Annotated in this window: 17 protein-coding genes; 5 read left to right on the forward strand and 12 right to left on the reverse strand. The window is 55.5% G+C overall.

Annotation, left to right across the window (positions count from 1 at the left end; all coding sequences use genetic code 11):
* Positions 1-6 precede the first annotated feature (6 nt).
* Positions 7-2,595 (reverse strand): PspC domain-containing protein, encoded by a 2,589-nt coding sequence (locus tag AM218_RS04385; RefSeq protein ID WP_054412193.1) that lies wholly within the window; start codon positions 2,593-2,595, stop codon positions 7-9.
* A 44-nt stretch (positions 2,596-2,639) separates the two neighbouring features.
* Complete coding sequence (locus AM218_RS04390) at positions 2,640-2,987, reverse strand: PadR family transcriptional regulator (RefSeq protein ID WP_054412194.1); 348 nt, start codon at positions 2,985-2,987, stop codon at positions 2,640-2,642.
* A 334-nt stretch (positions 2,988-3,321) separates the two neighbouring features.
* Here AM218_RS04390 and AM218_RS04395 point away from each other — a divergent pair, with 334 nt between their 5' ends.
* Entirely contained in the window at positions 3,322-4,428 is a 1,107-nt protein-coding gene (locus tag AM218_RS04395) for a putative type IX sorting system protein PorV2 (RefSeq protein ID WP_071843692.1), read from the forward strand.
* 70 nt (positions 4,429-4,498) lie between these two features.
* Positions 4,499-9,559 carry a putative type IX secretion system sortase PorU2 gene (gene porU2, locus AM218_RS04405; RefSeq protein WP_502213743.1) on the forward strand — a complete coding sequence of 1,687 codons (5,061 nt, stop codon included), beginning with the start codon at positions 4,499-4,501 and terminating at the stop codon, positions 9,557-9,559.
* A gap of 149 nt (positions 9,560-9,708) precedes the next feature.
* Here porU2 and AM218_RS04410 read toward each other — a convergent pair whose 3' ends face one another.
* From AM218_RS04410 to AM218_RS04420, 3 genes are read right to left on the reverse strand one after another with little or no spacing between them, the layout of a single operon-like run.
* Positions 9,709-10,194, reverse strand: a complete 486-nt coding sequence (locus tag AM218_RS04410) for a dihydrofolate reductase (protein WP_054412200.1) — start codon at positions 10,192-10,194, stop codon at positions 9,709-9,711.
* Positions 10,191-11,162: a methionyl-tRNA formyltransferase gene (fmt, locus tag AM218_RS04415; RefSeq protein ID WP_054412202.1), complete on the reverse strand. Its 972-nt coding sequence runs from the start codon at positions 11,160-11,162 to the stop codon at positions 10,191-10,193. The genes AM218_RS04410 and fmt overlap by 4 nt, the downstream gene beginning before the upstream one ends.
* A gap of 58 nt (positions 11,163-11,220) precedes the next feature.
* Positions 11,221-12,468 carry an exo-beta-N-acetylmuramidase NamZ family protein gene (locus tag AM218_RS04420; RefSeq protein ID WP_054412205.1) on the reverse strand — a complete coding sequence of 416 codons (1,248 nt, stop codon included), beginning with the start codon at positions 12,466-12,468 and terminating at the stop codon, positions 11,221-11,223.
* A gap of 116 nt (positions 12,469-12,584) precedes the next feature.
* Here AM218_RS04420 and AM218_RS04425 point away from each other — a divergent pair, with 116 nt between their 5' ends.
* Positions 12,585-13,733 carry an ABC transporter permease gene (locus AM218_RS04425; RefSeq protein ID WP_231717545.1) on the forward strand — a complete coding sequence of 383 codons (1,149 nt, stop codon included), beginning with the start codon at positions 12,585-12,587 and terminating at the stop codon, positions 13,731-13,733.
* Between the two features lie 125 nt (positions 13,734-13,858).
* Here the strand turns inward: AM218_RS04425 and AM218_RS04430 are convergent, their stop codons facing one another.
* Positions 13,859-14,548 (reverse strand): peptidoglycan DD-metalloendopeptidase family protein, encoded by a 690-nt coding sequence (locus AM218_RS04430; protein WP_054412209.1) that lies wholly within the window; start codon positions 14,546-14,548, stop codon positions 13,859-13,861.
* Positions 14,549-14,722: 174 nt separating this feature from the next.
* Between AM218_RS04430 and AM218_RS04435 the strand changes: the two genes are divergently transcribed.
* Together AM218_RS04435 and AM218_RS04440 are read left to right on the forward strand one after the other, a co-directional pair.
* Complete coding sequence (locus AM218_RS04435) at positions 14,723-15,832, forward strand: ferredoxin--NADP reductase (RefSeq protein ID WP_054412211.1); 1,110 nt, start codon at positions 14,723-14,725, stop codon at positions 15,830-15,832.
* A 39-nt stretch (positions 15,833-15,871) separates the two neighbouring features.
* On the forward strand, positions 15,872-17,608 hold the full coding sequence (locus AM218_RS04440) for a M3 family oligoendopeptidase (RefSeq protein WP_054412213.1): 1,737 nt from the start codon (positions 15,872-15,874) through the stop codon (positions 17,606-17,608).
* A 75-nt stretch (positions 17,609-17,683) separates the two neighbouring features.
* On the opposite strand, the gene AM218_RS04445 is transcribed toward AM218_RS04440, so the two are convergent.
* The 6 genes from AM218_RS04445 to paaA all read right to left on the reverse strand — a co-directional run bounded on the left by AM218_RS04445 (position 17,684) and on the right by paaA (position 21,986).
* Positions 17,684-18,010, reverse strand: a complete 327-nt coding sequence (locus AM218_RS04445) for a hypothetical protein (protein ID WP_157547521.1) — start codon at positions 18,008-18,010, stop codon at positions 17,684-17,686.
* A gap of 127 nt (positions 18,011-18,137) precedes the next feature.
* Positions 18,138-18,725, reverse strand: coding sequence for a hypothetical protein (locus tag AM218_RS04450; protein WP_054412217.1), 588 nt, complete (start codon positions 18,723-18,725; stop codon positions 18,138-18,140).
* Between the two features lie 51 nt (positions 18,726-18,776).
* On the reverse strand, positions 18,777-19,256 hold the full coding sequence (gene paaD / locus AM218_RS04455; RefSeq protein ID WP_054412219.1) for a 1,2-phenylacetyl-CoA epoxidase subunit PaaD: 480 nt from the start codon (positions 19,254-19,256) through the stop codon (positions 18,777-18,779).
* A 188-nt stretch (positions 19,257-19,444) separates the two neighbouring features.
* Entirely contained in the window at positions 19,445-20,200 is a 756-nt protein-coding gene (gene paaC, locus AM218_RS04460; protein ID WP_054412221.1) for a 1,2-phenylacetyl-CoA epoxidase subunit PaaC, read from the reverse strand.
* A gap of 5 nt (positions 20,201-20,205) precedes the next feature.
* Positions 20,206-20,883, reverse strand: coding sequence for a phenylacetic acid degradation b (locus AM218_RS04465; RefSeq protein WP_054412223.1), 678 nt, complete (start codon positions 20,881-20,883; stop codon positions 20,206-20,208).
* A 113-nt stretch (positions 20,884-20,996) separates the two neighbouring features.
* The gene (gene paaA, locus AM218_RS04470) at positions 20,997-21,986 is read right to left on the reverse strand and encodes a 1,2-phenylacetyl-CoA epoxidase subunit PaaA (protein ID WP_044514143.1); all 990 of its coding nucleotides are present in this window, start codon (positions 21,984-21,986) and stop codon (positions 20,997-20,999) included.
* Positions 21,987-22,012: the final 26 nt, after the last annotated feature.

Below are 22,012 nucleotides of genomic sequence, written 5' to 3' on the forward strand. Positions count from 1 at the left end.
AATAAGTTATTCCGCTTGCTCCTTATTGAGTGGGCGTACGTGGGAGTCGCCCGATTCATCCTTTTCTACGCTGTTAGGGTTGCCGGCATAGTATACGTTGCTGGAGCCAGTTACTTCAGCCTGAAGACGTTCTGACACACGCACCCGGGCCTTGCTGGCACCGGAAAGGTCCAGGGAAGCGCGGTTGGTCCGCAGATTCAGGGCCTCAACACTACACAAGCCGGACTCATCTACTTTCAGCTCCCGAGCTTCGCCGCGCACGGCGGTTTTGCAGGCGCCGCTCAGCTCCAGCTCCAGGCGGGGTACATTCACATTCAGCTTGGCCGCGCTGGCGCCGCTTTGCTCTACTTGCAGGGGCTCGCCGGAGAAACCGGCTATGTCGCCCAAGCTGGCACCACTTAGCTCAATGTGGCGCAGGGTGGGTAGCTGTATACGAATGAGAATGGCGTCTTTCATATCAGAAAGACCAAAGAGGCCACCGCGGCGGGAGAAAATGGAAACACGGTCGCCAGTGGTTTCTACGCGCAGGTTGCGCAGGTCGCGCTCATTGCCGGCCGCCTCAATCTTATAGGTGTCGCCGCGGCGCACATATACCCGGTAAGCACCGCTTACTTCTATCTGGCTGAAATCCTTGTTGCTGAAGGAGCGGCGGCCGCCCTCGTACGCGTCGAGATTGGTGGGGAAATCCAGGTTGCCTATTTCAATGTTCACGTTGCGGTCCTCGTCATCGGAGTCAACACTTACATTAAAATCACCCTCATTGTTATTGTCCTCGTCCGCATCAAAGTTTTCCAGGGCACTGGCGGGGCAGTTGATGCATTCCAGCAGGTTGCCGTTCATGCGGAAGGTGTAACGCTCCACATCGGAAGGAATGGTAGAGTTCACAAAGAACTCGCTGCCCAGCCAGTCGGCAAATTCGCGGGTCATGCGGTACTGGCGGCCACGGGGCAGGCGGAGCGTGAGCATCAGATGCTGTTCGCGCAGGCGGGCTCCGGGGGCATACCGGAAATGGTTGTCGAAGATGAGGGTAGAATCGTTGGCGGCGCGCATGCGGTATACCACGCTGCTGGCGGCTGTGCGGTTAGCCTCCGCTTCGGTAGGGCCTTTGGCCGTTACCTCCTGCAGCACACTAATGGCCTGGCCACTGTCGGCGGCTACCAACTCAGAGCCCGCAAAATGGCCCTGGCTGACGTAGTGCAGATCCAACTTAACCGGGTTTTTGGTGAGGGTCGGAAACTTTATTTCCTGAGTATGCTCGCCATCTTCCTGGTAGTTGCTGCTGATTTTAATGCCGCCAAATACGGAGCCTACAATACCCAGCATCCAGAGACCCAGCAGAGTAAGAGCAGCCGAGCGGCGCAGAATGGTGCGGCGGAGCAGCAGGCCAACTCCCGTGAGCAACATGGCCAGGGCGGGAATGGCTGCCGCGAGGAAGGCACTTAGCAGGAACCACCAGGGCAGGTCACCAAACATGGTATATACCGGTACGCCATCCAGATGAATATTTTCGGAGGTCAGAATGCCCAAGCCAGCGCCTAAGCCTACCAGTGTGCCAATCAGCAGGCTGAAACCTAAGATAATCAGCATAACCGCTACAAAAATCCGGATAGCGGAGCCAATCAGATTTAATAAAGGACGCAGGTTACGGAACAACTCTTCCAGAAAGGTACCTACCGGGCGGTTGGTGCCTGTGGTAGCGCCCGCCTCAAAGGCCTGGTTGCGCAGGTTGGTGTCAATGCCCGAAAGCGTTACGGCATCACCGCGCATCCGGAGTCTGTCGGAGGCCGTTTTGGCCTCCGGCAGTAGAATCCAGAGAATAATATAGAGCGGAATACCAAAGCCTACGAAGATGCCAAGCACAAACAGCAGGCGGAACAACACCACATCGTACTTAAAGTAGGCTGCCAGGCCCGCCGAAACACCGCCTATTTTGCCGTTGTCGGTATCCCGATAAAGCTTTTTGAAGGTGGGGTCCTCCTCAGTGGGGGTGAGGTCGTAGCGCTTGGGCAGCGCAATCCAGAGCACGATGTAAGTGATAAGGGCAAAGCCCCCGAGGTTGAAGCCTTCCACATGGAAATCATTGTCGTTGAAATCCAACACGCCCATTACGAGCGGTCTGATGAAGAACAGAGCCAGGAAGATAAGGCGTACCCACAGCGGATTGATGGAAAAGTAGCGGGCAATGCCAGCGGCTACCCCCGCAATTTTGCGGTTAGCCATGTCGCGGTAGAGGCGATGGGGCTCTTCGGCGGTGGTGCCTGCGGCATTGCTGGCTGCGGGCATGCGGCCATTTACTACGGCCTCGTGCAGTTCGTCCTCATCCAGTTCATCGGCACTCTGAAACTCACTGACGCGGCCCATTTTGGCGGTCATTTCTTCTACATCCCCCAGCGTAATCACCTGCTTGGTGGAGGATAGGCGGGCGGCAAAGAGCTCGGCAATACGCCCCTCAATATCCGACACGATTTCATCGTGCCCTGGGTAGCCCGAGAAGTGCGCTCGTACTTCGGCCAGATAGCGGCCGAGTACTTCGTAGCCATCTTCCTCAATGTGGAAGATCAGGCCCTGCAGGTTAATACTGATGTTCTTTTTCATCTGGTGCTGCGGTTCAGAAAATACTGGTCAGAAACTGCCGGCCGTTATTCGGCGGCGGAGGTGGAAGGGTGGGTGCGGATAATCTGGATAGAATCCTCGATTTCCTCCCACGTCAGGCGCAGCTGGTGCAGGAAATCCTGCCCAATGGCCGTGAGCGTGTAATACTTGCGGGGCGGACCGGAAGTGGATTCTTTCCAGGTATAGTCCAGCAAACCGGCATTTTTCAGGCGAGTGAGCAGCGGGTAGAGGGTGCCCTCTACCACAATCATGCGGGCCGCCGTCAGCTCTTCGAGCATGTCGGAAGCGTAAACCTCGCCCCGGGCAATGATTTCCAGGATGCAGAACTCCAGAATTCCCTTCCGCATCTGCACTTGGGTGTTCTCTACTTTCATAGGGCTGACGCGTGGTAGTGGATGAAGAATGAGACAAAGATAGTAAAAGGTACTATGCAACACAAGGTACTTGTAGAAATATTTTTCAGGAATAATGCGTTTTATAAATTTTTGTTGGAATAAGTCCAGTTTCTCCTATATTAGTACCATGCGCAGGCCTCGTTTCTTAGGGGTTTAGAACATCACCCCCGGTTTTACAGGTCTTTGCTGTCAATGCCGGAAACCTGAGAACCTGGGCACTTTTTAGCCTGTTTTATTTCTAATAGTATAGTCGCACTATTACCCGGATATTTGCGTTGTGCAACGAATTCTACGCCTCTCTGCCCCTTACTCTATGCCGCACTTTTCCCGTCTTGCCCGGTTTCTGATTTTTAGTGGCCTTGGATGGGCCTCGGTATCAACGGCTTTGGCACAGAGCGAAGACCGCACGCCCAAGTATGCCAATGAATTTCTGAACATCGGGGTAGGGGGGCGCGCCCTTTCCATGGGCAACACGCAGGTAAGCCTGGCCCAGGATGCCACGGCCGGCTATTGGAACCCGGCCGGCCTGCTGGCGCAGAAAACCAAGTACGATGCCGTGCTCATGCACTCTGAGCTCTTCTCCGGCATTGTGAAAAACGACTATGCCGCCTTCTCGATGCCGCTGGATGAGCGCAGCGCTATTGGCGCCAGCATCATCCGCCTAGGGGTAGATGATATTGCCGATACCCGCGCCCTGGTAAACGAGTACGGCCAGATAGACTACAACCGTATTAACTACTTCTCCGTGGCCGACTATGCGCTGCTGCTTTCCTATGCCCGCAAGCTGGACATGGTGGAGGGCCTGCAGGTAGGCGCCAATGGTAAAATCATTTACCGCAATGTGGGCAGCTTTGCCACGGCCTGGGGCTTTGGCGTTGATGCCGGTGCCCAGCTGCGGCGCGGCGACTGGCAGTTTGGCCTGATGGCCCGGGATATAACTACTACCGTTACGGCGTGGTCCATCAACAGCGAGAAGTTTAAAACCAGCACGCAGGATACCCTGGCCATACCTAAAAGCAGTGCCGAGGTAACCCTGCCCCGCTTTGTATTGGGCGCCGCCCGCACTATCAAACTGCCGGGCCAGTTCACGGCCTTGCTCGCTACAGATCTGGAGCTCACCACGGATGGCAAGCGCAATACTCCCATTTCCACCAGCTTCGTGAGCGTGGATCCGCATGTGGGCCTGGAAGTTGGCTACCATAATGTTGCTTTTTTACGTGGTGGGGTCAGCAACTTTCAAAAAGTGAAAGCAGTGGGCACCGGCAAGGAAGAATGGCGCGCCCAGCCCAGCCTCGGCGTGGGGTTTACTACCAGCGGCCTGCGCCTAGATGTTGCCTTGTCACGCCTAGCAGTAGAAAAGGTAGGGCAACGCTCCCAAACCAACTCCATTATTGTTTCGCTTGGCTACAGCTTTCAATAACCCCATTGCCTGAAAACTCTCAGTCCCTTTTGCCGAGCATTTCATCAATTGCTATATGAATCACCGATACATGTTAACTAAATGGCGTAATAGCTTGCAGTGGTGCGCCCTGCTGGTCTTGTTACTGTCTGGCTTACCGCTTGCCGCTCAGTCGGGCCCTTATGGCAACGAGTGGATTGTAGCCGGCCAGCCTTACTATAAGATAAACGTGGTGCGCGATGGCATCTACCATCTGGATTACCAATATCTGACCAAGGCCGGTATTACAGGCGTCAATCCACAGGATTTCCAACTGTACCGGCGCGGCAAGGAAGTGGCTATCTATGTAGGAGGCAATACCTCTTCCCTGGATCAGACTACTTATCTGGAATTCTACGGCCAGCGCAATGATGGCCAGTTGGACCGGGATATGTACCTCAAGGCTAAGGACCAGCCGCATCAGTACTATAGCATGTTTTCGGATACAGCTGCTTACTTTCTTACCTGGAAGACAGGAACGGCAGGGAAGCGCATGGCTGAGTCCAATCAGGTGGGTTCGAATCCGCATGCCTATTGGTGGCAGAGCCGGTGGAGAATTCCTACTAATAGCTACTTATCTGGTGATAATGGGCTTTTAGCATTCGCTTCATGGGCTGAACCCGGGGAGGCTTATTTGTCTGGAGATATCAACAAAGAGGATCCAGGAATTGGATTTGACTTGGATAGTATTTTCAATTTCGTGCGTACTGGGCCATCTCCTAGGCTCACCTTCGCGCTGGTAGGAAGTACAAATGTGGCCCACACAGCCGATGTAAGGTTCTTTCCTCAAGGGAGTACTACGCCTAGTCTACTTACCTCAATCAAATTCAAGGGCTTTGAAACGTCAACCCAAACACTTGGAGTCAAGGCTTCTGATATAGGGACAAACGGTAAGTTTAAATCAACTTACTCAATACACAGTCTGACTACAGATCCTGGTGACAGGTTTAGATGGGGATTCTTTCGTCTGCGTTACCCCCAGTTGCCTCGTTGGAATACCTCCCTTTCAGTAACATTCGAAAATGACTCTACTCTAGCTGGCCCTGCCTATTATGTTCTGGATAGTATTCCGGCTACAACACATGGGTATGACATTACTAATCCAGGGGCTATTGAACGCATTGAGGGGCAAGCACTGAGTGGTAGCAAACGGGGATTTGTATTTCCTGCTGCTACTGGGCAAACAAGAAGTTTAGTAGTAGCAGATGTCGCCAAAGCATTGGTGCCAAGTCCAGCTCGAAAAATTGAATTCCGTACAATTGACCCTGCTAAAGTAGGCTTTCTAATTATCAGCCACCCAGTGCTTATGCAGCCTGCTGCGGGAGTCAATAATCCGGTCAGAGCATATGCTGAATATCGGGCATCAGCAGCTGGTGGCAAGTATGATACCCTAGTTGTCACCAGTCAGCAACTCTATGACCAGTTTCACTATGGGGAAACTTCACCGCTAGCCATTCGCCACTTTGCCAAGTGGCTTATAGCAGGTGCACCCAATACCACCCGCTATATGTTAATGTTGGGGCGTGGGCTGATACCTGGTGAAAGAAGTGGCGGAGTATTATACCGGCAGAATGAAGCTAATTTGCCAGAAAAGAACCTGGTACCTACCACTACGCGGGCGGCATCCGATATTTTCTTCTCAGCTGATTGGGAAACAGGCTCCTACCTAGCTAAAATTCCAACCGGGCGAATAGCAGCCCGTACCTCGACGGATGTACTGAATTACCTGAATAAGGTGAAGGAACATGAGGCTTTAGGCAATGAGGCTTGGCGCAAGAACGTATTGCATATGGCGGGGGGGGAGGATAAAGCCCAACAGGCCCAATTCCTGGCCTATATGAATAAGTACAAGAAGCGGGTAGAGGCTCCTCTGTTTGGAGGCAAAGTAGTACGTACCATTACTAGAACACTTGAAGGGGATTATCAGCGTTTTCCGGTGTTCGTTAATATAGCAGCAGAATTAAATGCTGGCCTTTCTCTAATTACCTATTTCGGCCATGGCTCGCCCACTGTATTTGATTTGAACGTTGGCAACCCGAACGACCCGGTCAATAACTATAATAACAAAGGCAAATACCCCGTATTCATTATAAATGGCTGCGCAGCCGGTCAGGCTTTTTCTGCATCCCCTAACTCTGTGGGAGAAGTATGGACACTGGCGCCTGAACGCGGGGCTATTGGCTTTCTGGCTGATTCTGATTTCGGTTATGAGCATCAGTTGGATTATTACTGCGACAACCTGTACAAAGCACTTTTCAATGACCCGGCGTGGTATGGCAAGCCTATTCCGGTGGTGTTCCGGGAAGTAGCCAGGCAGGTGCTGGAGCAATTCCCCGGCGACCCGCACGCTGTGTCGCTGGCCATGAATACCATCTGGCAGGGTGATCCTACGTTGTCCCTATATGCTCCTGATAAGCCAGACTATGCCACCGATGATACGCGGTTAGAAGTGGCACCAGTGACCGGCCAGACCAAAGTGCAGGCTACTTCCTCCTCTTTCCTGTTGAAAATTGGGGCTAGTAATCTGGGCAAACTCACGCGCGACTCGCTGCATATTTCCATTACCCGCGAATACCCCTCCGCCAACGGTCGGGCCAATGATGTTATCACGCGCGTATTCCGCCCACTCAGCCGCGACTCCGTCCTGACTGTTGAGATTGCCAACACCGGCAACGTATTTGGCCAGAACCGCTTCACCGTCCTGTTGGATTATCCGGGCAAAGTAGATGAGCTGAACGAAGGCAACAATCAGGCTTCTCTCACCTACAACTTCCTGCAAGGCGGCGTAACCTTGCTTTCTCCAATTGAGTTTGCCATTGTGCCCTCGAATTCAGTGCATTTAGTAGCGCAGAACAATGACCCCTTAGCCGCGCCCCGCGCTTTCGAATTTGAACTGGACACGGTTCCCACCTTCAACAGCCCGGCTGTGCAGCGTACCAGTGTTACTGCCAGTGTAGCGCCAGAATGGCGTCCAACCTTATCCGGCTCTGCCAAAGACAGCGTGGTTTATTACTGGCGTTTGCGCTTTAAAGATCCGCAGGGTGATGAAACCCAGGAATGGGCTGTCAGCTCTTTCCGGGTAATTGAGAATAGCCCCCAAGGCTGGTCACAGAGCCATTATGGGCAGTTTGCGCGCAATGACGCCCAAGGGCTGCGCGTAATAGCGCCGGCATCGGAATGGAAGTTTGAAGAAATTAAAAAGACGCTAACACTGAAAACCGGTGGGGGGGGCAGCACTACCGGCAACGGCATAACCTTTAAATCCATTTTCGGAATTCAGGTAGGAGATGAACCAACTTATAACGCTAACTGCGGTACGAATCAGGCCAATATTCTGATTGCCATATTCAATCCTACTACGCTGGAGCGGGTGATGGATATTGCCGGCGGCCCCTACCTGCAGTGCGGCAAGGACCCAGATATGTATTACCATTTTGGGGATGTAAACACCACTGCCCGCCGTACTCAGCTCACTACTTTCTTGAATAATATCCCAGAAGGCTATTACGTAGCGGCAGTGAGCCTGAACCGGGTAAAGTTCTCCACCTTCCCGGCTACGCTCAAAGCGGCTTTCGCAACGGTAGGCTCTGCGCTGATTGATAACCTGCAGGATAGCGACCCATTTGTATTGCTTGGTCAAAAAGGCTTGGCGGCTGGTAAGGCGCAGGAAATTATGGCTGACTTAACCAGCGCTACTCCCCGCTATGATCAGGTTATAACGCTGAGCGCACCCATTAAAACCCTGGGGACGAGCGGTGTGCTAACCTCCACCCGTATTGGTCCGGCGCAGGATTGGGGTACCCTATTCCACGAAATTAGCACCACTGCTACGGGAACATACACGCTGAAAGTGCTGGGGGTTAATGCTGAAGGTGCCAGCCAGGTACTATATGAGAAAGTGCAGGGCAAGCAGTTCAATCTAAGCGAAGTATCAGCCAAGGATTATCCCTATCTGCAACTGGAACTGCAAGTGCAGGACGAGCAAAGCCGGAAGGCGCCGCAACTCAAACAATGGCTGGTAACCTATCAGGGCTTCCCCGAAGGACTGGTTCGGCGTGACCTGGCAACGGCGGGTAGCTATGAGGCTGCCACGCTGGAAAAGCAGGCGGCAAGTGGTTCTATCACGGTGCCCGTTGTCTTCCAGAACGTTTCTACCCTTGACTTTTCGGATAAAGTGAAGGCCGTAGCTACAGTGCGCAACGGCAATACCGTCAGCCCGGAAGTAACTCTCACCTCACCCCGTATTCTCAAGGCCGATTCCACCGTAACGTACTTGTTTAAGCTAGATGTGGCGGGCTTAACGGGGGCTACCTCAGTGCATGTGGATGTAAACCCCAAGCTGCTGCCGGAGCTTTATTATTTCAATAACCAGCTGGATCTGACCTTTAACGCCGCCGACAAAAACCTGCCTCCTACATTGGATGTCGCATTCGATGGTCAGCACATCCTGAACGGAGACATTGTGTCGCCCTCGCCAATTATCACGGCTGTGCTCCATGATGAAGACAAAGTGCGGGCGGTGAAAGACCCCAACAACTTCCAGCTGCTGCTCACCCGCCCCGGGGGCACCGTGGCCGAAAGAATTGACATGAACAGCCCCGCCGTAACGTTCCGGACTGACGCCGCCAAAGGCACCGCGCAGGTAGAATATCGTCCGGAAAAGCTTGCCGATGGCGTATATAAGCTGCAGGTACAGGGCACCGATGTCAACGGGACGCAGGCTGCGGTAGAGCGGTACGAGGTATCGTTTGAAGTAATCAATGCTTCTACCATCACCAATATTTACCCCTACCCGAACCCGGTAACCAACAAAACCCGCTTCGTCTTCACTATGACGGGTGCCGAGCTGCCCCGCGACATGAAGATTCAGATTATGACGCTGACGGGTAAGGTAGTGCGCGAAATTATGATGGCTGAGCTGGGTCCCTTGCATATCGGCAACAACATCAGCCAGTTTGCCTGGGATGGTACCGACGAGTTTGGTGACCGACTGGCCAATGGCACCTACCTGTACCGCGTTATCATGGATCAGCCTGGTCAGTTTGAGCGCCGCCGCACAGCCGGTGATAAGGCCTTTAAAAAGGACTGGGGCAAGCTGGTGCTGCTGCGTTAAGTGTGAATACCGGTAGATATTTTCATAAAAAAACCGCCTCATGGGCGGCTTTTTTATGTCCGGTTTCTGCAGCTGGCCTTCAGCAGTAAAATGTGCTGCCTGCCTTGTTTTTATGTACCCGGTGGTACAGTGGTGTTTTAAGCTGCAGCCTAGCGGCGGCGTAGCGTTACAAAGCTAAAGGGGAAGGCATGCTTCTCGTCCGGCTCGTGTCGCTCCCGGGTTTCCTCCTGCCACACCGCAAGGTCCAGCTCCGGGAAGTGCGTATCTCCTTCAAAAGTGTGGTGTACTTCCGTCAGGTATATCACATCCACGGCCGGTAGGGCCTGCTTATACACCTCGCCGCCACCAATAATAAATACCTCTTCGTCCAGCTTTCCGGCTACTTCCAGTGCTTCCGGCACCGAGTAAGCGGTAGTGCAGCCGGGCGCTTGCCAATCGGTTTGGCGGGTAACTACAATGTTGGTGCGGCCCGGCAGCGGATGCCCAATGCTTTCAAACGTGCGGCGCCCCATAATAATAGGGTGCCCCAGCGTAAGCCTCTTAAAGTGCTTCAGGTCGTCGGGCAGGTGCCAGAGCAGTTGGTTGTTATGGCCGATGACGTTGTTTTCAGCGACGGCAACAATAAGTTCAATCATACAGCAGAGGGGTTGAGCGCGGCCGTGTTGAAGCCACGCAGAAAATCAGCAATCAGCATCCGCTTTTTGCCTTCCAACTGCACATCCAGCAAATCCAGGAGGCCATCGGCAGTCTGAACGCGCAGATAGGTGCGGCCATCGGTGAGCCAGGTGCCGGGGGCAGTTGACGGTTGCGGGCCGCTGGCGTCTTCATCGGCCAGCGCTTCCGCCCGGAATACCTTTAGTGTACGCCCATCCGGTAGCTGCGTGAAAGCCGTGGGGATAGGCGAGAGGCCCCGCACCCAATTGACCAGCTCCGGAGCTGTGCGCGAGAAATCGAGGCGGCCGGTTTCTTTCTGAATTTTGGGGGCGGTGCGTAATTCCGACGAAATCTGCTGCGGAACGCTGGGCGCAGTGCCGGAGGCTATAGCCCGCACGGTACGCAATGCCAGGGCCGCGCCGGCTTCTTTCAGCTTCTCATACAAAGAGCCAAAATCATCGGAAGGCGCAATGGCCACCACATCCTGAAAAATCAGGTTGCCGGTATCTATTTCGTGTTGCAGGAAGAAGGAAGTGACGCCGGTTTGCGTGTCGCCGTGCATAAGGGCCCAGTTGATGGGGGCCGCGCCGCGGTATTGCGGCAGTAAGGACGCGTGAATATTGATGGAGCCCAGGTGCGGCATATTCCACACGGCTTCGGGCAGCATCCGGAAAGCTACCACCACCTGCAGATCAGCAGCAAATGCCTGCAGCTCCGCCTGAAACTCCGGCGACTTCAGGTTAGTAGGCTGCAGCACGGGCAGCCCGTGCCGCACGGCCGCCTGTTTCACCGCCGACTCGGCCAGCTGCCGTCCGCGCCCGGCGGGTTTGTCGGGGGCTGTTACCACGGCTACCACCCGGCAGCCCGGCCAGCTGAGTAAGGCTTCCAAGGTGGGCACCGCAAATTCCGGCGTGCCCATAAAAATCAGGCGGAGAGGATTTTCAGTCATTTGATTAAACACTGCCAAACACAGTTTTTAATGGCCGTTTGGGGCAGTAGAGGAAGAGTTATTTAAAATCAGGATAGAGCAGATACTGTTTGCGCATCAGCTTATACTGCCCCAGCGCTGGCTCCCAGGACTGCCGGATTTCGCCTTCCGATTTGCCGGCTATAATCTGTTGGCGCAAACTCAGCGTGCCGCTTAGCTGCTCGAAATACTTGCCGAAAAACTTCTCCTTGGCAGTGCTCTGACGGTAAAAATCGAGCAGGTATTTCAGCGTGAAGCCGGTGGAGTCGTCGGCGGTTGGCTGGTGCAGGTTGAGGCCATAGCACAGCTTGCCGTTTTGTGGCGGCAAGGGCGAGCCTACGTTAGGACGGGGCGTAAATTGATAGGGCCGCGTGGCTGGCTGCATAGGGCTGCCAATGACTTCAAACGGCATATCCGTACCACGGCCTACGCTCACATCCGTGCCCTCAAACAAGCACACAGAAGGATATAGCTGCACGGCCCGGGCAGTAGGCAGGTTGGGCGAGGGGCGCACGGGCAGCACGTACCGGGTAGCATGGGTATAATGCGCTACCGGCACTACCGTGAGGCGGGCCTGGCGGCCGCCGGCCAGCCACTTCTGTCCGTTTATCATGCGGGCCAGCTCACCCACCGTCAGCCCATGCACAATAGGAATGGGGTGCATGCCCACGAACGACTTGTGGGCGGGCTCCAGCACGGGACCATCCACGTAATACCCGTTGGGATTGGGGCGGTCTAACACTATTACTTCTTTGCCTTGCTCGGCCGCGGCCTCCATCACATAATGCAGGGTGCTGATGAAAGTATAGAAGCGCACGCCAACGTCCTGAATGTCGAACACCAGCACGTCCAGGTCCTGCAGCATTTCCGGCGTGGGCTTTTTGGTGGCGCCATACAAAGAGCGCACGGGCAGGCCGCTGCGGGTATCGCGCCCATCCTTAATGGTGGCCCCATCGGCCGCTTCGCCGCGGAAACCGTGCTCCGGCGCAAAAATGCTGCGCACCTGCACGCCCTGCGCCAGGAGGGTATCTACCAGGTGAGAGGCGCCCACGCGGGAGGTTTGATTGACCACCAGCCCCACGCGCTTGCCGCGCAGCTGGGGAAGGTATTTAGCAAACTGCTCGGCCCCAACCTGCAGGGGGGCAGCAGCAGTAGTAACCGCGGTTGCAGGAAATTTGGGCGCTGGCGCGCGGGTAGTTGTGGGAGCGGTGACTACCGGCGCGGTAGCACAACCGGAAATAAACAGCGAGGAGAGGCTACAGAGGCCGGAAAGAAGGAGGGAGTGCATCCGAAAAATGACAACTGGAAAACTGGTGACAGACGCGTAGCTTTACGGCAGTGAATGTTGCGCGGTACATATCCCACAAAATAGACGGCGCCGATTCGGGGTCTTTCACCTCGACGGTGACAAAAATAGCAATCATCAGCATTGCCCTTGGGGTGGCGGTGATGATTGTGTCGTTTGCTATTCTGGAAGGTTTCCGAAACGAGATTCAAAGCAAGATATTCTCGTTCGGGGCACACCTTACCATCAGCAAGTACGACAATAATAACTCGCTGGAGGTAGAGCCTATTGGTAATCTGCAGCTGCAGAGAGACTTAAAGCATTTTCCGCAGATTAAGTCCACGCAGCCTTTCGCTAGGAAAACGGCCATTATCAAAACAAGGGAAGAGGTTTTGGGCGTGGTATTGAAAGGCATTGATGAGCGGCAGAGCCCCTCGCTCATGCGCCAGAATCTGGTGGCCGGCCGCTTTATTACCTTCCCTGATACGGCTGCTTCCGATGAAGTTCTGCTTTCCCGCAAAGTAGCCGACAAGCTGCGCCTGAAAGTGGGCGATGATGCGCTGTTCTACTTTATTCAGAATCCGCCCCGCATCCGGCGCTTTACCGTGAGCGGCATCTATCAGACGGGTTTGGATGAGTTTGATGAAGTCTACGTCATCGGCGACATCCGCCAGATCCGGGACCTGAATGCCTGGCCCGACTCCCTGGTAGGCGGCATGGAAGTGGTGCTAAAGGACTTCAACCAACTGGACCCCGTAGCCGATGAGCTGTACGAGAACCTGCGCTACGATCTGAAGCTGGACAAAATCACGGAAGAATACGCCCAACTGTTCGACTGGCTGCAGCTGCTCAACCGTAACGTGGTTATTTTCCTGCTGCTGATTGTGTTTGTGGCCACCTTTAACATGGTAGCCACCATCTTCATCATGATTCTGGAGCGCACCAACATGATTGGCGTGCTGAAGGCCATTGGGGCCACCGATAACCAGATCCGGAGCATGTTCTTTTTCCGGGGCCTGAATCTGACCATCAAAGGCATTCTCTATGGCAACCTCATTGGCCTGGGATTCTGCGCCATTCAGTATTTCTTCCACATTATCCCCCTCGACCCCGAGAACTACTACATGGATCGGGTGCCGATTCACTGGGACCCGCTCATCATTGTGCTCCTGAACGTGGCTACGTTCCTGATGTCCCTGCTGGCCGTACTCATTCCTACCTTCCTGATTTCCCGCATCAAGCCGGTTGTCGCCATCAAGTTTGACTAACTGAGTAAGCTGCCCTTCTTACTAAAACGAAGGACCTTCTCCTGCTGAAACGCCTGTCGTAGCAACGACTTGTTTCAGCAGGAGAAGGTCCTTTGTTTTTGCTTGGTTGTTAGTGGAATGTTTACTTAAAGCCACTGGCTCTGGAGAATCAGGTTAGGGTCGGGGCAGAGCGCTGCATACTTTTCCCGCTCTTCGGGTAGCGCCACGCCGGGGTAGTCGCCTACGTAGTCCTGCATATCGGCAATGATCTGAAAGTGCAGGTGCGGCGGCCAGTCGCCGTTTTCGGGCGCGGGACCCACTTCGGTGAAGGCTACGCCCTGTTCCACCGTCATGCCGGGGCGCAGCAGCGCAGTTTCCCGGCGGGTCAGGTGGCCGTAGAGGGTATAGAAGGTAGTGTCTTCCAGCTGATGTTGCAGAATCACGGTAGGGCCGTAGTTGCCAAAGCCTTCGTTGTCTTCCACACTATGCACCACGGCATCCAGTGGGGCCAGCACGGGCGTTCCGGCCCGCAGCCAGATATCTACGCCCAGATGCAGGGAGCGGGGCCGGGCAGCATCACCAAACAACTCCGGGCTCCGGCGGTATATCACCCGATCCTCCAGGTAGCCACCTACCCCGATGGCCGCGTCTTTTTCAGCCAGGAGCTGTTGCACCAGCTCTTCAAAAGAAGCAGTGTCGCGCAGGTCGGCCTGAGCTACTACCGGATTAGCGGCGGTAAAATCCAGATGGGTGACTTCGGGGGCATTCAGATCAACGGGGAGTACCGGACCAAATTCGTGCTGATGGCGTTCCAGCAGCTGAGCAAGTGCAGACATAAATGGAAGAAAGTGCGGCCGAAGCCCGGGAGATGTAAAATTTGGAGATGTACCAGTGTAAAATGCGGGCACCAAGCTAAAACGAACGGTGCAGAATCCCGTACTTTGCAGCCCGCTTAAAATCCGTGGGCTCTCAGTCTACGTAAACCTTTTTTTAGTCAGTTCACCACCCGAATGAGCTCTCCTTACCTTACCCTTAACGTCGTTGAACTCACCCAGGAAACCCCCGACGCCGTTACCATCCACCTAGAGCATCCTGAGCGCCAAAACATTGCTTGTCAGCCGGGTCAGTTTCTGACCCTGATTCTGCCTTGTGGTGCCGGAGGAAAGAAAGAACGCCGCTCGTATTCGCTTAGCAGCACGCCTAACGAAGCGCCGCGTCTCTCGGTTACGGTAAAGCGGGTGCCCGGAGGGCTGGTCAGCAACTATCTGCTGGACACGGTGAAGGTAGGCCAGCAAATGGAGGTAATGGCTCCATTGGGCAATTTTACGCTCAAAACCGGCGCTAAAACGGCCCGCTCGTTGGTGCTGGTAGGGGCCGGCAGCGGTATTACGCCTCTCATGAGCATGCTGAAAGCCGTGCTTCAGGAGGAGCCCCAGAGCCACGTGCTGCTGGTGTATGGCAACCGCAATGAGGAATCTGTTATTTTCCGGCAGCAGCTGGCGCAGCTGGAAGCCCGCTATGCCGGCCGCCTACAGGTAGAGCATATTTACACCCAGCCCAAGCAGCCCGTAGCGGCGCACCAGCATACAGGGCGCCTCAACCGCACCATGCTGCTGCGTATTCTGGAGCAGCGCCACCAGTTCCCGGCCGAGCAGGCCGAGTATTTCCTTTGTGGCCCTGATGGCATGATGTTGGAGGCCAAAGCGGCTCTGGAGCTGCTGGGCGTGCCGGCCGCCAACATTCACCGGGAAAGCTTCATGGCCGCCGCCGACTCCAGTGAAGTAGCCGCCAACCAGCCCAACGGGCACGGAGATGTTTCAGTAGCTCCTGAAGATGATGCTAATCAGCCCCGGACCGTTACCATTCAGTATGAAGGATCGGAGTACTCCGTAGCTGTAGCCGCCAATCAAACTATTCTGGAAGCGGCTCTGGATCAGGATATTGACTTGCCTTATTCCTGCCAGGCCGGTTTATGTACGGCTTGTCGTGGGAAATGCCTGTCCGGCAAAGTACATTTGGATGAGCGCGAAGGATTATCTGACGCCGAAATGAAACAAGGTTATGTACTGGTATGCGTGGGTCACCCCCTTACCAGTGACGTTGTAATCGAAATCGGCTAATTTTCCCATAGGGTATTCTTCCGCGAAAACTCTTTTGCAATGGTACACACCTCCGAAGCCGCCCTGGCTACCGATACCCAGCGCCCACCCCGTCATTACTTGCCCGAGAGTTTTCTGGTAAGTGACTGGGCTACCCTCGAGCCTTATTTTATTGAGCTGCGAGAACGGGCCCTGCATTCTGCTGCCGAGCTGGAACGCTGGCTGCTGGATAGGAGCGAGCTGGAAAGCGTGCTGAGCGAGGACATGGCCTGGCGCTATATTCGCATGACCTGCGACACGCAGGATGCCGGCCGGGCGGAGGCGTTCCAATACTTTGTAAGCGAGATTGAGCCCAAAGTAGCGCCCTACGACCACGCCCTCAACGAAAAGATGATGGCCTCGGAATATCTGGGGCAGCTGGATCAGCAGCGCTACCGCGTGTTTATCCGCTCCGTGCGCCAGGCCTTGGCAATCTACCGCGAGGCAAACATTCCGCTCAAAACCGAAATCAGCACCAAGCAGCAGCAGTATGCCGCCACCGTGGGCGCCATGACGGTAACGCTGGATGGGGAAGAAATGACCCTGCCCCGCGCCGCCGACCGGCTGAAGAATCCCAACCGCGCCGTGCGCGAGGAGGCTTACCGGGCCGTGCAGGAGCGCCGCCTGCAGGATGCGGTGCCTCTGGATACGCTCTTCACGGAGCTGGTGCAGCTACGCCACCAGATGGCTCTCAACGCCGACTTCCCCAACTTCCGCGACTACATGTTCGCGGCCCTGGGCCGCTTCGACTACACCCCGCAGGACTGCAAGCATTTCCACCAGGCCATCCGCGAAACCGTAGTGCCGCTGATTGATGATCTGGACCTGGCCCGCCGTCAGGATCTGGCCCTGCCGGAGTTGCGCCCCTGGGATTTGGATGTGGACGTGAGCGGCAAAGCGCCGCTGCACCCGTTTGAAACCGGCGAAGAGCTGCTGGAGAAAACCATTACCGTATTCGAGCGCCTCGACCCCTTCCTGAGCGACTGTCTGCGCACCATGCGCCAGATGGGCAACCTGGATCTGGAGTCGCGCAAAGGAAAAGCGCCGGGCGGCTACAACTACCCGCTGGATGAAACCGGCGTGCCCTTCATTTTCATGAATGCTACGTCTTCGCTGCGCGATGTGGTGACGATGCTGCACGAGGGTGGCCACGCGGTGCATAGCTTCCTCACGCGGCGCCTGCCGCTGTCGGCGGACAAGCATCCGCCATCCGAAGTAGCTGAGCTGGCTTCGATGAGCATGGAGCTGATGAGCATGGACCACTGGGACGTGTTTTTCTCCGACCCGGAGGAGCTGCGCCGGGCCAAGAAAACGCACCTGGAAAGCGTGCTGGAAACCTTCCCCTGGGTAGCCACTATCGATAAGTTTCAGCACTGGGTGTATGAGAATCCGCAGCACTCGGAGCAGGAGCGGCACCAGAGCTGGATTACCATCTTCAATGAGTTCAACCAGCGTACCGTCAGCTGGCAGGGCCTGGAGAAGTATAAGCCGTACCTCTGGCAAAAGCAGCTGCACCTCTACGAAGTGCCGTTCTACTACATAGAATATGCCATGGCCCAGCTGGGTGCCATAGCGGTGTGGCGCAACTTCCGCCAGAACCCGCAACAGGGATTGGCAGCCTACAAACGCGCCTTAGCTCTGGGCTACACAGCCCCCATCGGGGAGATATATGCCGCCGCCGGCATTCGCTTTGATTTCAGCACGGAGTACCTGCGTACGTTGGCTGATTTTGTGCACGATGAAATGGCCAAGCTTTAGCCTTTAATTCCTTGATATTAAAAAAGCCGCTGTATTACTACAGCGGCTTTTTTAATGAGTAAAACGGTGCAAACCCTAGTTCTGATCAGATGGTGAAACCGGCTGGATACAGGTTAGACGTACCGTTTCGCCCACCATGCAAATACTAACGGCCGACTCCAGTTCATAGGCTATATACAGCTTCTCCCCATCATGTGGAGTGTAGGCCTGCCAGACCGGACCCAGGGGCTCCAGGCGCTTTCCATTGCTTAGCTCCAGTACCATGCGGCAGCCGTCTAACCCGGTCAGGTCGCGCACGGTTACTGGGGTGGAGCAATCGGGAATGGCCTCCTCATGGTTACAGCTGGCCAAGAGGGTAGCGGCTAACGTTAAGAGCAGCAGAGGGCGGAGTAAAGTATGCATGTTGCTATAGGTAAGTGCGGTTTATCTATATAGAAGATTTACTGCATAGCCATAAGGTTGCATAGCAATGCCCTGCCTCCAGCTTATTTGCCGGAAGCAGGGCATTGGTATGTTTTAGCCTGATGATTTATTGCTGAATGGTGAACAGCGGTAGGGGTTTCAACTTGGTGTATTTGCCACCCAGTTGGGTTAGCTCAGGTTGATGAACCTGAAGGTAGTCGTTGAAGCGTTTGGCGGCCTGGTCGTAGCGCAGTCGGTACGCTACTACTTCTGCATCGTATTGCTGAATGCCTTCGGTGAGGTTGCGCACCAACTCGCTTTTCTGCCCCGCTTCCGGCATGGCTACGGCGTATACTGCCCGCAACACCGAATCCTGCGCGGCATCATAGGCATCAATCCGCGCAGACTCCTGCATGCTTTGCTGATCATAGCGCAGACCTTTCAGGCGGTTGTTGGCTTTCAAAAGCCCTTTCAGCAGGGTGCGGTCGGAGCCGGGCTGGCCTTCCAGTTCCCGGATAACCTGGCGGGTGGCGCTATGCTTGGCGTTGTCGCTGGTAATCATTTCCGTCCAGCGGGCTTCTACCGTGTCTTGCAGCACACTAAGTTGGGCTTTGGCTGCTGCCGGCGAGGCCGGATCAATTGGTGCAGGTGTGCGGTTACAGGCATCGAGGCCGGCCATGAGCAGGAATAGGGCCAGCGGCAGGATTTTTTTCATGACAGCAATAACGCCGCAAACGGCGAAATAGTGAGATAACGGCGAATAAAATTATAAGGGCTTAAACTGCTCAAACATCTGCCGGCAATTGTGGCAGTAGTGCATGGAGCGGCAAAGCGTGGCGCCAAAGGGCGTGCGCATTTCCGTGTTCTGACCGTTGCAGTAAGGGCAGGTAGCGTATTCCAGAATATCCAGATCCAGCACTTGATTATACACCGGCGGCGGAGCCAGCCCAAAGTTCTTCAGGGCCAACCGGCCCTTCTCGCTCACCATGTTGGTATTCCAGGGCTCCTCGAAACTCATTTCTATCTGCACATCCTCTATGCCGTGCGCATGCAACACCCGCTCCACGTCGCGCTGCATATAGTCCATGGCCGGGCAGCCGGAGAAGGTGGGGGTCATCTTCACCAATACGCCACCGTTTTCCTGCAGCACCACGTCCCGAATAACGCCCAAGTCTACCAGGGAAAGGACCGGTATTTCGGGGTCCTTCACTTCTTCCAGCCAGGTCAGTATCGTGGGCTTGTCCATGGGAGTTGCACTTTAGAAGGCTTAGAAACACGTAGACGTCATGTCGAGCGCAGCCGAGACATCTCGCGTGCTGATGTTGTAATGCTACTTGTCATGCTGAGCCTGTCGAAGCATCTCTACCGCTTCGTTATCTGGGTATACCACACTAGCGAGATGTCTCGGCTGCGCTCGACATGACTGCCAATAGCTTACCAGTCAGCTGTTGGGTCGAGGCGGAATACTTCGGCCATTTCGTCCAGCAGGGGCTGTAGGTATTCGGTGTGCTCTCCGGTGCGGCCGCCATACACAGGTGTTAGGGTGCGCATGTCGGGCATTTGTAAGGCAGTCTGGCTTAGGATAGCCCGGATGCTTTCTTCCCAACGGGCCTTCAGGGCATCTTCGCCAATAAAAATACCTTCGGCTATGATGGCGTCTTCCTGCTCTGTTTTCTCGAACAGACCCAGCGCATAGGGCAGCGTGTAGTCCAGGGACTGCTGCAGGCGCTCAATGGCTTCGTCGGTGCTGGCGCCCAGGCGCTTTACCCAGGTATTGGCGTGCAGTACGTGGTATTTCAGCTCACCTTTCAGCTTGCGGGCAACCTGGGCCAGGGGCTCGTAGCTGCTCTGGCCCAGGGCCTCAAAGCGCAGCAGCTCGGCATGGTCATAGAGAAAGTGCCGGATCAGGCTGAAATCATACTCGCCGATAGGCAACTCTACCAACTGGCAGCAATGGAATTGGGGCGCGTTGCGGGTAAAAGCCACCGTATCCGGCTCTGCTTCGCCCAACTGGTTCAGCAGCAGGTACATCTGCAGGCTATGGCCCAGCTTATCCTGTGCCATGGAGGAAAAGGCAATGTCTTCCTCCAAGATGGGGCCCAGGCCATTCCATTCGGAGTTGCGGTGACCCAGAATCAGCTGGTCGTCGGCGAGGCGGTACAGGAGGTCTTTGAGGGCGGCTTGGTTCACGACGTTCAGGCTTGGGGGGCGTTTTGCTGTTGTTCTTGTTTGAAGCGCTCAATGCGGTCCTGCACGCGGTAAGCCATGGCTTCGCGGTATTTTTTCTCCGGGTTGGTGGCCCACATATCCTTGTCTTCTTCCTCGGAGTGCAGCACATCAGCAGAGCGCACAACCCACACGTTTACCACGGGGCGCTGCTCACCAAATACTGCCTTGGCTACCTGCAGCGCCTGGCCGGGCGTAGTGGCGCGTACCTTGCCTGCATGTGTGTGCGCTTTGCCGCGCTTTTTCAGGTGGAAGATGTCGAAGTCTTCCTCGCCGGCCGCAAACGCGGCGGCATCCTGCGCTTCCTCAGAAGGAACGTTTGCCGGAACCTCACCCCGGTCGGCGGGCAGCGTGTCGTAAACCGATTCCGTGTCGTTGACATAGCCAGTCAACTGAATGCTAGCGGTGGGTACTACCCACATGCCCGTGCAGGGAAAGCGGCGGCTGTACTGCTCCTTGGCGAAGAGAAAGGCTACATCAGCCGAGGGCGCGTGCACCGGGCCTACATACACGTAGGCAGTGCCTTCCTTTTTCTGGTGAAAGACTTCGTAGGTCTCAAACTGGTCCAGCAGAGCCTTATCGGGTGGGGGCGGGGGAGCATCCGGCAAACCCAAACGGTTAATGCGCGGATCGAGGGAATGGAGCACGGGAGGGAAAATTATGAAATATGAATTCTGAATGCCGAGGGGTGGGGCGGGGTGGGACGCTTGCTCTACAACTCAGAACCCATATTTCAACGCTTTAAAGAGCTGCCTGCGGGTTAAGCCAGCGGCTTTACATATTTGGCCTGGGGCGAGAGCAGGGCGCGGCGTACCCAGGCCCCGTTTTCTTCGGCGGCACGGCGCACGGCCAGGCGCTCCTTGTTGCAGGGGCCGTCGCCGTTAATCACGCGCTTGAAGTCCTCCCAGTCGGGTTCGGTGAATTCCCACTGGCCGGTTTCTTCGTTTTTGTGCAGGTTGGGGTCGGGCAGGGTGAGGCCCAGCTCCCAGATTTTGGGCACGTACATATCCAGGAACTGCTGGCGGCAGTCGTCGTTGGTGGCCATCTTCACCTTCCAACGCATCAGGATTTCCGTGTGCGTGCTCATTTTGTCGGCGGGGCCGAAGAACGTCATGATGGCGGGCCACCAGCGGTTTAGGGCCTCCTGCATCATGCGGCGCTGGGTGGGCGTGCCGGTGGCCATGTGCGTTACGGCATCGTGGCCATACTTCAGGTGGAAAGCTTCTTCGGCGCAAATCCGGTCCAGGGCCCGGCAGTAAGGGCCGTAGCTGCCCTTGGCGTTGGCCAGCTGGTTTACGATGGCGCCGGCGTCAATCAGCCAGGAAATAACGTTGGAATCGGCCCAGGTAGGAGTAGGGTAGTTGAAGACGTTGCTGTACTTCGACTTGCCGTTGATGAGGTCAGACAACATCTGCTCCCGGGTTTTACCCAGGGTCTCGGCGGCCGAGTACAGCAGCTGGGCGTGGCCTACCTCATCCTGCACTTTGGCCATCTGGGCCATTTTGCGGCGGAAGCCGGGCGCGCGGGTAATCCAGGTGCCTTCGGGCAGGGAGCCAATAATTTCCGAGTGTGCGTGCTGCTCAATCATACGGATGAGCTGCTTGCGGTACAGGGCCGGCATCCAGTCCGAGGGCTCAATCTTCTCGCCCCGGGCAATGCGTGCCTCAAATTCGGCCAACAGAATCGGGTCTTCGTTTTCTAAGCCATCGGCCTTAACCGGTGCTTCAAAAGTGTTTCCTCCGCCGTACATAATGCGCTGGGGTAAATGGTGGGAAG

The organism is Hymenobacter sp. DG25A (assembly GCF_001280305.1).
Taxonomy (GTDB): Bacteria; Bacteroidota; Bacteroidia; order Cytophagales; family Hymenobacteraceae; genus Hymenobacter.